Raw genomic sequence first — 12,372 nt, 5'->3', positions numbered from 1 at the left:
GGTCTGGTCACCGGATAGGGATTGGAAGAACGCCTATCCTATCTGGAAAGCGAGATCGGCTGGCCATTCGAGGTCTGGCCGTCGAACTTGGTCGGGCTGGAGGAATAGAGCCTGGCCAGCGTGCCGCCGTCCTGATCGAAGAGGGTCAACTGCTTGCCGGCGACGTTCCACGACTTGACGTTGTCGATGGGCGGCGGGCAGCGCAGCGGGCCGGCGCGATAACCCTGGCCGAATTTGGTCTGCGGTGTCGCCACCTTGCAGCTCTGGCCGGCGACCGAGGCGCTCCACACGCCGGCGATGGCCGAGGCGGTGAGGTCAGGCGCGTTGGCCGGAGGCTGGCCGCCGCCTGGCGGCAGCGAAGCGACCTGGGTGCCACCCGGCGCGGTCGGGAACTTGGAGGCGTCCGTCGCAGCCGGAGCGGCCGGAGGCGGCAACTGGCTGGAGGACACGGTGCCCGAAGGCTGCGGCTCGAGCGGTGCGGGCTTTGAATCTTCCGAGCCAAAACGCGTGCTGGTACAGCCGCTGGCAAGGAGCGCGGCAAGGGATACGGCTACGAGACCGGATCTCGAAAGAATCATGGCAACCTCCGCGGCCCGCTACGGGCGCCGTCCAACGAAATGCACGCCCCACCAAAACGGCGAAGACGGCAGAATTTCAACCCGATATGGTTAAAATAGGGTTTGCGCCGGCGTCTGTTGCAATTTTATCGCAGGTGGATGTGGTGGGGCGGCGGTGCGACAGGCGCCTGTCCGGCCTCGCATCTTCGCATCGCCTGACAGCGCCAATCCTTTGCCGCACTGGTAATTTCCGGCTGTTTCCGCCATATAGCGCCAAACAGACACGGAAACGCGGAACGCAATGGCTGGCGCGGCCCCCTTCGCCAAGATGAACGGCATCGGCAACGAGATCATCGTTGCCGATATGCGTGGCCGTGCAGAGCGGGTGAGCGCTGCCGCAGCGCTTGCGCTGAACGCCGATCCGGCGACGCGTTTCGACCAGATCATGGCCATCCACGACGCCAGGACGCCGGGCACCGCCTATTTCGTCGACATTCTGAATTCCGACGGGTCGTCAGCGCAGGCCTGCGGCAACGGCATGCGCTGCGTGGTGCAGGCACTGGCCGCCGAAACCGGCGAGACGGTCTTCACCTTCGAGACGGTCGCCGGCATCCTGAACGCCAAGCAGCATCAGGACGGGTCGATTTCCGTCGACATGGGCATGCCGCGTTTCGGCTGGCAGGAAATCCCGCTGGCGGAAGAATTTCGCGACACCCGCATGATCGAGTTGCAGATCGGCCCGATCGACGCGCCGGTGCTGCATTCGCCTTCTGTGGTCTCGATGGGCAATCCGCATGCCATCTTCTGGGTCGACCGTGACGTCTGGAGCTATGAGCTCGAGCGATTCGGCCCGATGCTGGAAAACCATCCGATGTTTCCGGAGCGCGCCAACATCACCATTGCCCAGGTGACGTCGCCGGACAGCATGATCATCCGCACCTGGGAACGCGGCGCCGGCCTGACCAGGGCTTGCGGTTCGGCCGCCTGCGCGGCTGCGGTCGCTGGCGCGCGCACCAAGCGCACCGGCCGCAGCGTCGAACTGACAGCTCCCGGCGGCAAGCTCACTGTCGAGTGGCGCGACGACGATCACGTCATCCTGACCGGTCCGGCCGAATGGGAATTTTCCGGCAGCTTCGACCCGGCCACCGGCACCTGGGCGCGCGACACCGAGAGCGCCGCCTGATGTCCGCAACGTCTGCCAGTGGGATCGAGGTCGTCACCTTCGGCTGCCGGCTCAACACCTATGAATCCGAGGTGATGCGCCGCGAAGCCGAAAGCGCCGGCCTCGGCGCGCTGAAGGGCGGCGCCATCATCTTCAATACCTGCGCCGTCACCGGCGAGGCAGTACGGCAGGCCAAGCAGTCGATCCGCAAGGCGCGCCGTGAGCACCCGGAAGCCCGTATCATCGTTACCGGCTGCGCCGCCCAGACCAAGCCGCAGGATTTCTCGGCGATGAGCGAGGTCGACCTCGTGCTCGGCAACGAGGAAAAGCTCAAGGCGCATAATTACCGCGCCCTGCCGGATTTCGGCGTCAACGATTTCGAGAAGGCGCGCGTCAACGACATCATGTCGGTGAAGGAAACGGCCTCGCATATGGTCGATGCCATCGAGGGCCGCGCGCGCGCCTTCGTGCAGGTGCAGAACGGCTGCGACCACCGCTGCACCTTCTGCATCATCCCCTACGGTCGCGGCAATTCGCGCTCGGTGCCAATGGGCGCCGTGGTCGAGCAGATCAAGCGCCTGGCCGGCAACGGCTATGCCGAGATCGTGCTTTCCGGCGTCGACATGACCAGCTACGGCGCCGACCTGCCGGGCGCGCCGCGATTGGGCAAGCTGGTGAAAACCATCCTACGTCAGGTGCCGGACGTGAAGCGGCTGAGGTTGTCGTCTATCGATTCGATCGAGGCCGACGAGGACCTTCTGGAAGCCGTCGCCACCGAACACCGGTTGATGCCGCACCTGCATTTGTCGCTGCAGTCGGGCGACGACATGATCCTGAAGCGCATGAAGCGGCGGCATCTGCGCGACCAGTCGATCCGGTTCTGCGAGGATGTGCGCAAACTCAGGCCCGGCATCGTTTTCGGCGCCGACATCATCGCCGGTTTTCCGACCGAGACGGACGAGATGTTCGAAAACTCGCTGAAGATCGTCGAGGAATGCGGCCTCACCCATCTGCACGTCTTCCCGTTCAGCCCGCGCGAAGGCACGCCGGCGGCACGCATGCCGCCAGTGCGGCGCGAGGTGGTGAAGAGCCGAGCGGCCAGGCTGCGGGCGGCCGGCGAGGCTGCCTATACCCGGCATCTGGCCGGGCTTTCCGGGACGACGCAATCCATCCTCATCGAGCGCGAGGGCCTTGGCCGCACCGAAGGGTTCACCCTGGCGGCGATTGCCGCCGGCCAACCCGGCGAGATCATCGAGGCCATGGTCACCGGCCATGACGGCGCCAGGCTGGAAGCCGCGCCACTGACCGCGCGCGCGGCCTGAAACGAGCGAACGCATGGCATTCGGGTTCATCAAGAAAGTCTTTTCCTTCGGCAAGAAGGAAGTGGTGGAGGAGAAGGTCGACGAGACCGCGCCGCTGCCGCCATTGAATTTCGACGCGCTGGAGGCGTTGAAGCCGGCCGCCGAGCAGGAAGTTCCTGATTTCCTGAAGCGCGAAGAGCAGGTTGAGGCCGCGCCAGCCGCCGAGTTGGAGCAGGCGCCCGAGGCTGAAAAGGCGGAACCGGCCGCGCCGGCCGAAGCCAAGGCCCCGGAAGCGGAACAAGCCGAGGTTGTCGCCGAACCGGAAGCGCCCGTCGAGGATCAGGCGGCAGAGCCACATGTCGAGATCGATCGGCCGGTCGTCGTCGAACCTGCGCCCGTCGAGGAAATTGTTGCGGCAAGGCCCGTCGAGCCTGAACCCGAACCGGCGCCTGAAGAAAGCGTCGCCGCGCAAGTGGAGCCTGAACAGGTCGAGGCGATCGCCGAGCCGGAACCGGTAGCTGTCGAGGCCGTGGAACCGGAGCTTAAGGTTGAGCTGAAGGCTGAGCCGGAAGTTGAGGCCGTTGCCGAGGCGGAAACGGCCTCGGCTGAGGCGGAAGAGCAATTTGTCGCGGAGCCTGAACAACCGGCGCCGGAAAAGCAGCCCGAGGCACTGCAGGTCGAGGAAGCGTCCGCGCGGGAAGTCGAACAGCTAGAGCCAACTTTGGCGCCCCCCTCTCCCCGTGAACGGGGAGAGGGTAAGGGTGAGGGGCAGCATCTGCTGCCCGAGGCTGAAGCGCCAATAGAGCCAAGCACTTCGGATGCTGGCACCGCCCCTCATCCCCTGCCGGACCTTCTCCCCGCGAGCGGGGAGAAGGAAGCTGTCGCTTCGCCGGTTGCCCAAACAGAACCGGCGGCGCGTTCCGCCACCGGCAAGGTTACCGTCGCGAAGAAGGTCGAGCAGAAGGCCGAGGCCGAAAAGGCACCCGAACCGGCGCCGAAGCGCTCATGGTTCCAGCGTATGCGCGAAGGGCTCTCACGCTCGTCGCGCGAACTCACCGGCAACATCGCCGGTGTCTTCACCAAGCGGAAGCTGGACGACGAAACGCTGCAGGATTTGGAAGACGTGCTGATCCGCGCCGATCTCGGCGTCGAGACGGCGTTGCGCGTCACCGATTCGCTCGCCGCCAGCCGCTACGGCAAGGATGTGTCCGACACGGAAGTGCGCGCGGTGATGGCGGCCGAGGTGGAAAAGGTGCTCGGGCCGGTGGCGAAGCCGCTGGAACTCGACCTGTCGCACAAGCCGCATGTCATCCTGGTGGTCGGCGTCAATGGCACCGGCAAGACCACCACCATCGGCAAGCTCGCCGCCAAGCTCACCGATGGCGGGCTTTCGGTGATGCTGGCCGCTGGCGATACCTTCCGTGCCGCTGCAATCGAACAGCTCAAAATCTGGGGTGAACGTACCAAATCGCCGGTCATCGCCACCAAGCTCGGTGCCGATGCCGCCGGCCTTGCCTATGATGCGTTCGAGAAGGCCAAGGAGGCCGGCTCCGACGTTCTGATCATCGACACTGCCGGCCGCTTGCAGAACAAGACCGAACTGATGGCGGAACTGGAAAAGATCGTGCGCGTGCTCGGCAAGCTGGATCCGGAAGCGCCGCACACCGTGTTGCAGACGGTGGATGCCACCACCGGCCAGAACGCGCTCAATCAGGTCGAGATCTTCCGCAATGTCGCCGGCGTCAACGGTCTGGTGATGACGAAGCTGGACGGCACGGCGCGCGGCGGTATTTTGGTCGCAATCGCGGCCAAACATAAGCTGCCGGTCTATTTCATCGGCGTCGGCGAACAGGTCGACGACCTCGAACCTTTCTCCGCCGGCGATTTCGCCAAGGCGATCGCCGGGGTGGCATAACCACCCCGGCTGCTGCACAATCAGGAAGCCATGAGCAACCCAATTCTCGAACGCGATCCCGCCGACCCGCAAAAGCGCAAGGAAGCCATCAATCCGGTTCTCAAGCTGGTGTTGGAACTTGGGCCTTTGATGGTGTTCTTCTTCGCCAACACACGCGGCGAATGGCTGGCGCAGAAATTCCCCATCCTGACCGATTTCGGCGGCCCGATCTTCATCGCCACCGGCCTGTTCATGATCACGACGGTCATCGCGCTTGTGGTTTCCTGGGCACTGGTGCGCACATTGCCGATCATGCCGCTGGTTTCCGGCGGCGTGGTGTTGGTCTTCGGCGCCTTGACGCTCTATCTGCAGGACGACGTCTTCATCAAGATGAAGCCGACCATCGTCAATGCGCTGTTCGGCGTCGTGCTTCTGGGTGGGCTCGCCTTCGGCAAATCCCTGCTCGGCTATGTCTTCGATTCCGCCTTCCGCCTCGATGCCGAAGGCTGGCGCAAGCTCACCCTGCGCTGGGGTGTGTTCTTCCTGTTCCTCGCCGTGGTCAACGAAGTGGTCTGGCGCAACTTCTCGACCGACTTCTGGGTGGCCTTCAAGGTGTGGGCGACGCTGCCCATAACGGTCCTGTTCACTGCCGTTCAGATGCCGCTGATCATGCGGCATTCGGTCGAGGAACGGGCCGAAAAATAGCCTTTCAACCGATTAATTCGGCATTAACCGGCCATGCGCGAGGCGCAATGCTGCATTGCAACATCTTGTTTTGCAATGCACACCAACTATGTCATGTTGCGTATCGAATAAAGGGAGGACTAACCGCCGCGCCAATGCGGCCTTAAGCGAAGGAATTTCGCCATGATCCTCGACCTCGTTTCCCGTGCCCGCGACAGCATGGCCAAGCGCAAGCGCTACAACCTGCTCGTCAGCGAAATCCAGGGCCTGACCGACCGCGACCTCGCCGACTTCAACGGCAACCGCGCCGAGATGCTCTACAACGTCCGCAAGCAGATCTACGGCTAAGCCGTCCATCGCCAGCCGCGCCGAGGATGAACTCCAGGCGCGTTCGGCAGCGGAAACTATTGGAGCCCGAAAGCCGGCCGGCTTTCGGGTTCTTTGCTTATCGGGACGCCTTTTGCGCAACGGGCGCTGCGTGTGTCCGTTTCAGCCAGTAGCCGAAAATCGCCGCGGTGATGAAGGCGATGACCCCGTAGATCGCCGCCGGCACCGCCATCGTTGCGTTGTTGAGCAGGAGCGGGCTGAGCGCGATGGCGATCGCCAGCGTGCCATTGTGGATGCCGATCTCCATGCCGATGGCGGTCGCCTGCCGCCGGTCGATGCCTGCGGCGCGCGGCACGCAATAGCCGACCGCCAGGCTGACCAGGTTGAAGGCGAGTGCCGCCATGCCGACAATCGGGGCCCAAATCAGCGCCGTCTCCCACTCCTGGACCAGCGCCACCACGACCACGGCGAACAGGAACAGCATCGACAGGATCTTCACCGGCTGCGCCATGCGGGCGGCGAAAGCCGGGAAACGGCTGCGCAGCCACATGCCGATCAGCACCGGTCCGAGCACGATGACGAACACCTGCACGACCTTCGCGAATTGCAGCGGGATCGCCTGATCGCCGGACATGAAATGGCCGAGCGACCAATTGACGATCAGCGGCAGCGTGAGGATCGACAGGGCCGAGTTGATCGCGGTCAGGGTGATGTTGAGCGCCACGTCGCCGTCGGCGAGGTGACTGTAGAGGTTGGCCGAGGTGCCACCGGGGCTGGCGGCCAGGAGCATCATGCCCACCGCCAGAGCCGGTTCCAGCTTGAACACATAAACGAGACCGAGGCAGGCGAGCGGCAGGATCAGCGTCTGGCAGATCAGAGCGACAACCACCGCTTTCGGTTTTTGCAATACGTTGCGGAAATCCTGGATCGTCAGCGACAGGCCGAGGCCCAGCATGATGATGCCGAGCGCCAGCGGCAGAAAGATAATCAGCGCGGAGTTGTCCTGCATCGAAGTCCCCCCTCTTTAGAGCGCCGCGCGTCCTTCTTGGACGCGTCAGGGACGCTCCAACCCCTAGTGTCGGCGCACGCTGTTTTCCGAAAACCGATCCGATTTTCGGGGTCATGCGCCAGGCCGCGCGCGCCGTTGTGGCGTCCTCCGGGCAGCCTTGGAGGAAAGGTAGTCGAAAACGGGGGTATTTGCCTATCCGACGCGGGCCGGGTGCGGCTTACCAAAGGTCAAGCCAAGTCCAGGCGACTATTCGTCGGCGGCCAGTGCTTTTTCGATTTCTGGCAAAAGCAGCGCCTTCGCGGTTTGCGGTGTCAGCGGGCCGACATATTTGAAGGTGATCTTGCCGCTCTTGTCGATCAGGAAGGTTTCCGGCACGCCGTAGACGCCCCAGTTGATGGCCGCACGGCCGGCCGGGTCAATGCCAATGGCCTGGAACGGGTTGCCCAGTTCGCCGAAGAAGCGGCGGGCGTTCTCCGGCTTGTCCTTGTAGTTGAGCGCCGCCATCGCGTAGCGTTTGTCCTGGGCGAGGCCCATCAGCACCGGGTGCTCTTCACGGCATGGCACGCACCACGAAGCGAAAACGTTGAGCACTGTCACCTTGCCTTCGAACTGGTCCGAATCCAGCCCCGGCAGGTTGCTGCCCTCCAGTGGCGGCAGCTTGGTTTCCGGCGCGTCCTGACCAATCAGCGCGGAAGGGATCGCGGCAACGTCGCGGCCGGAAAGCAGCTGGGACAGGAACAGTCCGGCCAGGGCCAGGAAAATGGCCAACGGAAGAAGCATTATCGGACGGAAACGACGCGCCGGCGCCTGGATCTGGTCGCTCACAGCGGTACCACCCTCATGGTTTGGCCATCTTGTCGGAGCGGCGGCGGACGCCGGCCGCTTCCAGTTCGGCCAATTCGCGCTTGCGCGCCTGCTGGTCGAGCAGGATCCAGCCGATCAGCCCGGCCAGGGCGATGGCGGTGATGCCATAGGCGGCGGCAACATAAAGCGCGTGCGCACTCATGCCTTGCCTCGCGTACAATGGCTGGCAAGCCCGCTTTTATAGCCGTTCGTGACCATGCCTACCCTTAACCCTCGCCCATCGGATGCACAATCTGCCGTCGCGCCGCACCCGCAGGCCGTTCAGTCGCCGCTGTGGCGCAGCGCCAGTGCTGCAGCCAAAGGCCCGACGACTGCCAGAAACAACGTCAGCGCGGCGAGAATGAGGAAAGGTTGAAAAAAAGGTGCCGGATCGTTGACCGCGCCGTAGCTGGCCGAGACGCCGAAGATCAGCACGGGGATGGTCAGCGGCAACACCAGTACTGAAATCAGCAGCCCGCCGCGCGGCAGAGCCACCGCCACCGCCGCGCCGGCCGCGCCGATGAATGTGATGGCCGGCGTGCCGACCAGCAGTGTCAGCGCGGTGGCGCCGATGCCGGCGGGCGACATGTTCATGAACAGGCCGAGCAAGGGGGCAGCGACCACCAGCGGCAACACGCTGACCGTCCAGTGGGCCAGGCATTTGACGAACACGGTGAGCGCCAGCATCTGGCGGTCGCCATTAAGAACAAGCAGGTCGAGCGAACCGTCCTCGCGCTCGGCCTGGAACAGGCGGTCGAGGCCGAGCAGCGAGGCGAGCAGCGCGCCGATCCACAGGATCGCCGGGCCGATGCGGGCGAGCAGGTTGAGATCCGGCCCGACGCCGAAGGGAATGGTGGCAATGACGGCCAGGAAGAAGATGACGCCGGTGAGCGCGCCGCCGCCGGCACGGACGCCAAGTTTGAGGTCGCGCAGATAAAAGGCGAGCATCAGATTTGCGCCCCCATCTCCAGCGTCTTCGCATTTCCAAGTCCGAGCGGCAGATGCGTCGCCGCGACGACGATGCCGCCTGTCGCGCAATGCCGCCGCATCAGGGCGGCGAAGCGTTCCTCGGAAGCCTTGTCGAGGCCAGCGGTCGGCTCGTCCAGCAGCCAGACCGGACGATGCGAGACCAGAAGCTTGGCGATGGCGGCGCGCCGGCGCTGGCCGGTGGAGAGATAGCCGAACGGCAGGTGGCCGATGCCACCGAGCCCGACTTCGTCGAGAGCGCCGGAGACGTCGAACCGGCCCTCGCCCGAGAATTGCCGCCAGAAGACGAGGTTCTCCGTCACCGTCAGCGCCGTCTTCATCGCGTTCTGGTGGCCGAGATAGTGGCAGGCGGAAGCGACGGTCGGAAATTCCTCGCCGCCTTCGGCGATTCGCACCTGGCCCTCCGCGGCGGGCAGGAAACCGGCGACAACGCGCAGCAACGTCGATTTGCCCGATCCGTTCGGCCCCGTCACGACCAGGCTCTCGCCGTCCGTCACCGAGAAGCCGATACCTTCGAAAACTGGCTCGCCGCCGCGCTCCCCGCTGAGATTCTCGGCGATCAGCCGCATCATTTTCCCTTCGCCGAAAGTCTGAGCGCTGGCGCATTGCGCCGCAGCAAAAATGCCAATTCCGTCTCTAGAACTATTCCAGGAATTTCTCTATATGCACCCTTACCAACCCCAGCGGTCGGGGAAGGCAAATGAATTTGCGCCGAACCAGCGCACGCGCCGCCTTGAACGGCTCGGGTTGCTTGGGAGCGGACAGCGGAAATGGCCGTACCCGCACCTTTGCGCGTGATAAGCATGCCCATCGGAGTCCGTTCCCTTTCAGGCTGAACAGACAAGGATGGAACGCACGTGTCCAAATCAATCGACAGTTTCAATTGCCGCCGCACCCTGACCGCGGGTGGGGCCGACTATGTCTATTACGACCTGACCGAGGCCGAGAAGAACGGCCTCGCCGGCGTTTCCCGCCTGCCCTATTCGATGAAGGTTCTGCTTGAGAACCTGTTGCGCAACGAAGACGGTCGCTCCGTCACCAAGGAAGCCATCCAGGCCGTAGCCGCCTGGCTGGCCGACAAGGGCACCGCCGGCGTCGAGATCGCCTACCGTCCGGCCCGCGTGCTGATGCAGGATTTCACCGGCGTTCCGGCCGTGGTCGACCTCGCCGCCATGCGTGACGGCCTCGCCTCGCTCGGCGGCGATCCGCAGAAGATCAACCCGCTGGTGCCGGTCGACCTCGTCATCGACCACTCGGTGATCGTCGACGAGTTCGGCACGCCGATGGCCTTTGCCCGCAATGTCGAGCTCGAATATGAGCGCAACGAAGAGCGCTACAAGTTCCTGAAATGGGGCCAGCAGGCATTCCGCAACTTCCGCGTCGTGCCGCCCGGCACCGGCATCTGCCACCAGGTCAACCTCGAATATCTCGGCCAGGTCGTTTGGACCAATGACGAGGACGGCGAGACGACGGCTTATCCGGACACCTGCGTCGGCACCGATTCGCACACGACCATGATCAACGGTCTCGGCGTTCTGGGCTGGGGCGTCGGCGGCATCGAGGCTGAAGCCGCCATGCTCGGCCAGCCGGTCTCCATGCTTCTGCCGGAAGTCATCGGCTTCAAGCTCACCGGCAAGCTCAAGGAAGGCGTCACCGCCACCGACCTGGTGCTGACCGTCACCCAGATGCTGCGCAAGAAGGGCGTGGTCGGCAAGTTCGTCGAGTTCTTCGGCCCCGGCCTGTCCAACATGACGCTGGCCGACCGCGCGACGATCGGCAACATGGCGCCGGAATATGGCGCGACCTGCGGCTTCTTCCCGGTCGATTCGGAAACGCTGCGCTACCTCACCATGTCCGGCCGCGCCGAAAACCGCATTGCACTGGTCGAGGCCTATTCGAAGGCGCAGGGCATGTGGCGCGACAATTCTTCGGCCGATCCGGTGTTCACCGACACGCTGGAGCTCGATCTTGGCTCCGTCGTGCCGTCCATGGCCGGCCCGAAGCGCCCCGAAGGCCGTGTCGCGCTGGAGGATATCCCGGCCGGCTTCGCCAAGGCGATGGAGACCGAGTACAAGAAGGCCGTCGAGATTTCCAAGCGTTATGCCGTCGAGGGCACGTCGCACGATCTCGGCCATGGCGATGTCGTCATCGCGGCCATCACGTCGTGCACCAACACCTCCAACCCGTCGGTGCTGATCGGCGCGGGCCTGCTCGCCCGCAACGCCAACCGGCTCGGCCTCAAGCAGAAGCCGTGGGTCAAGACCTCGCTGGCGCCCGGCTCGCAGGTTGTGGCCGAGTATCTGGAGAAGTCCGGCCTGCAGAAGGAACTCGACCAGATCGGCTTCAACCTGGTCGGCTTCGGCTGCACCACCTGCATCGGCAATTCCGGCCCGCTGCCGGGTCCGATCTCCAAGACCATCAACGACAAGGGCCTGATCGCGGCCGCCGTGCTTTCCGGCAACCGCAATTTCGAAGGTCGTGTGTCGCCCGACGTGCAGGCGAACTATCTCGCTTCGCCGCCGCTGGTGGTTGCGCACGCGCTGGCCGGCACGGTGACCAAGGATCTTACCAAGGAGCCGCTCGGCGAGGACAAGAACGGCAAGCCGGTCTATCTCAAGGACATCTGGCCGACCTCGGCCGAGATCCAGGAGTTCATCGAGAAGAACGTCACCCGCGAGCTGTTCGCCCGCAAATATGCCGACGTGTTCAAGGGCGACGAGAACTGGCAGAAGGTGCAGGCGCCGAGCGGCCAGACCTACGCCTGGGACGACGATTCGACCTATGTGCAGAACCCGCCCTACTTCGCCGGCATGGGTGCCAAGCCCGGCCAGATCCGCGATATCAAGGGCGCGCGGGTGCTCGGCCTGTTCGGCGACAAGATCACCACCGACCACATCTCGCCGGCGGGTTCGATCAAGGCCGCTTCGCCGGCCGGCAAGTACCTGACCGACCATGGGGTGGGCGTTGCCGACTTCAACCAGTACGGCACGCGCCGTGGCAACCATGAGGTGATGATGCGCGGCACCTTCGCCAACATCCGCATCCGCAACCACATGCTGGGCGAGAACGGCAAGGAAGGTGGCTACACCATCCACTATCCGTCGAAGGAAGAGATGTCGATCTACGACGCCGCTATGGAATATCGCAGGGAAAACGTGCCGCTGGTCATCTTCGCCGGCGTCGAATACGGCAACGGCTCGTCGCGCGACTGGGCGGCCAAGGGCACCAATCTCCTGGGTGTCCGCGCGGTCATCGCTCAGTCGTTCGAGCGCATCCATCGCTCGAACCTGGTCGGCATGGGCGTCATCCCCTTCACCTTCGAGGAAGGCACGTCCTGGGCCTCGCTCAACCTGAAGGGCGACGAACTGGTCGAGATCGACGGTCTGGAAGCGATCAAGCCGCGCCAGAAGATGGTGGCCAAGGTCACCTATGGCGACGGCACGGTGAAGAACGTTCCGATCCTGTGCCGCATCGATACGCTGGATGAGCTGGACTACTTCAAGAACGGCGGCATCCTGCAATATGTGCTGCGCGATCTGGCGGCATAAACGCTGTTGGAGCGATGAATGACGAGCCGCCGGGACGAAAGTTCCGGCGGCTCTTTCTTT

The 12,372-nt window shown here is 64.1% G+C and carries 12 protein-coding genes; 6 read left to right on the top strand and 6 right to left on the bottom strand.

Annotated elements, in window-relative coordinates; all coding sequences use genetic code 11:
• Positions 1–38: 38 nt before the first annotated feature.
• Entirely contained in the window at positions 39–578 is a 540-nt protein-coding gene (locus QFZ88_RS13130) for an AprI/Inh family metalloprotease inhibitor (RefSeq protein WP_024923171.1), read from the bottom strand.
• Between the two features lie 280 nt (positions 579–858).
• Here QFZ88_RS13130 and dapF point away from each other — a divergent pair, with 280 nt between their 5' ends.
• From dapF to QFZ88_RS13105, 5 genes are all read left to right on the top strand, one after another.
• Entirely contained in the window at positions 859–1,740 is an 882-nt protein-coding gene (dapF, locus tag QFZ88_RS13125; RefSeq protein WP_024923170.1) for a diaminopimelate epimerase, read from the top strand.
• The gene (mtaB, locus tag QFZ88_RS13120) at positions 1,740–3,041 is read left to right on the top strand and encodes a tRNA (N(6)-L-threonylcarbamoyladenosine(37)-C(2))-methylthiotransferase MtaB (protein WP_024923169.1); all 1,302 of its coding nucleotides are present in this window, start codon (positions 1,740–1,742) and stop codon (positions 3,039–3,041) included. The genes dapF and mtaB overlap by 1 nt, the downstream gene beginning before the upstream one ends.
• A gap of 13 nt (positions 3,042–3,054) precedes the next feature.
• Complete coding sequence (gene ftsY / locus QFZ88_RS13115; RefSeq protein WP_024923168.1) at positions 3,055–4,935, top strand: signal recognition particle-docking protein FtsY; 1,881 nt, start codon at positions 3,055–3,057, stop codon at positions 4,933–4,935.
• A gap of 30 nt (positions 4,936–4,965) precedes the next feature.
• Positions 4,966–5,619 carry a septation protein A gene (locus QFZ88_RS13110; protein ID WP_024923167.1) on the top strand — a complete coding sequence of 218 codons (654 nt, stop codon included), beginning with the start codon at positions 4,966–4,968 and terminating at the stop codon, positions 5,617–5,619.
• Positions 5,620–5,781: 162 nt separating this feature from the next.
• The gene (locus QFZ88_RS13105; protein WP_162835307.1) at positions 5,782–5,946 is read left to right on the top strand and encodes a hypothetical protein; all 165 of its coding nucleotides are present in this window, start codon (positions 5,782–5,784) and stop codon (positions 5,944–5,946) included.
• Between the two features lie 97 nt (positions 5,947–6,043).
• Here the strand turns inward: QFZ88_RS13105 and QFZ88_RS13100 are convergent, their stop codons facing one another.
• The 5 genes from QFZ88_RS13100 to ccmA all read right to left on the bottom strand — a co-directional run bounded on the left by QFZ88_RS13100 (position 6,044) and on the right by ccmA (position 9,333).
• The gene (locus QFZ88_RS13100) at positions 6,044–6,934 is read right to left on the bottom strand and encodes a bile acid:sodium symporter family protein (protein ID WP_024923166.1); all 891 of its coding nucleotides are present in this window, start codon (positions 6,932–6,934) and stop codon (positions 6,044–6,046) included.
• Between the two features lie 246 nt (positions 6,935–7,180).
• On the bottom strand, positions 7,181–7,714 hold the full coding sequence (locus tag QFZ88_RS13095) for a DsbE family thiol:disulfide interchange protein (protein WP_137900400.1): 534 nt from the start codon (positions 7,712–7,714) through the stop codon (positions 7,181–7,183).
• A gap of 58 nt (positions 7,715–7,772) precedes the next feature.
• Complete coding sequence (gene ccmD / locus QFZ88_RS13090) at positions 7,773–7,940, bottom strand: heme exporter protein CcmD (RefSeq protein WP_024923164.1); 168 nt, start codon at positions 7,938–7,940, stop codon at positions 7,773–7,775.
• Between the two features lie 119 nt (positions 7,941–8,059).
• Positions 8,060–8,725: a heme exporter protein CcmB gene (gene ccmB, locus QFZ88_RS13085; protein WP_024923163.1), complete on the bottom strand. Its 666-nt coding sequence runs from the start codon at positions 8,723–8,725 to the stop codon at positions 8,060–8,062.
• On the bottom strand, positions 8,725–9,333 hold the full coding sequence (gene ccmA / locus QFZ88_RS13080) for a heme ABC exporter ATP-binding protein CcmA (protein WP_024923162.1): 609 nt from the start codon (positions 9,331–9,333) through the stop codon (positions 8,725–8,727). The genes ccmB and ccmA overlap by 1 nt, the downstream gene beginning before the upstream one ends.
• Before the next feature lie 288 nt (positions 9,334–9,621).
• On the opposite strand from ccmA, the gene acnA reads away from it, so the two are divergent.
• Positions 9,622–12,312, top strand: coding sequence for an aconitate hydratase AcnA (acnA, locus tag QFZ88_RS13075; RefSeq protein WP_024923161.1), 2,691 nt, complete (start codon positions 9,622–9,624; stop codon positions 12,310–12,312).
• Positions 12,313–12,372 lie beyond the last annotated feature (60 nt).

Origin of the sequence: Mesorhizobium sp. YL-MeA3-2017 (assembly GCF_030814575.1) — a bacterium.
In the GTDB taxonomy this organism is placed as follows: domain Bacteria; phylum Pseudomonadota; class Alphaproteobacteria; order Rhizobiales; family Rhizobiaceae; genus Mesorhizobium; species Mesorhizobium terrae.
The sequence above is the reverse complement of the archived record's forward strand: the minus strand, read 5'-3'. Positions and strand labels throughout refer to the sequence as shown.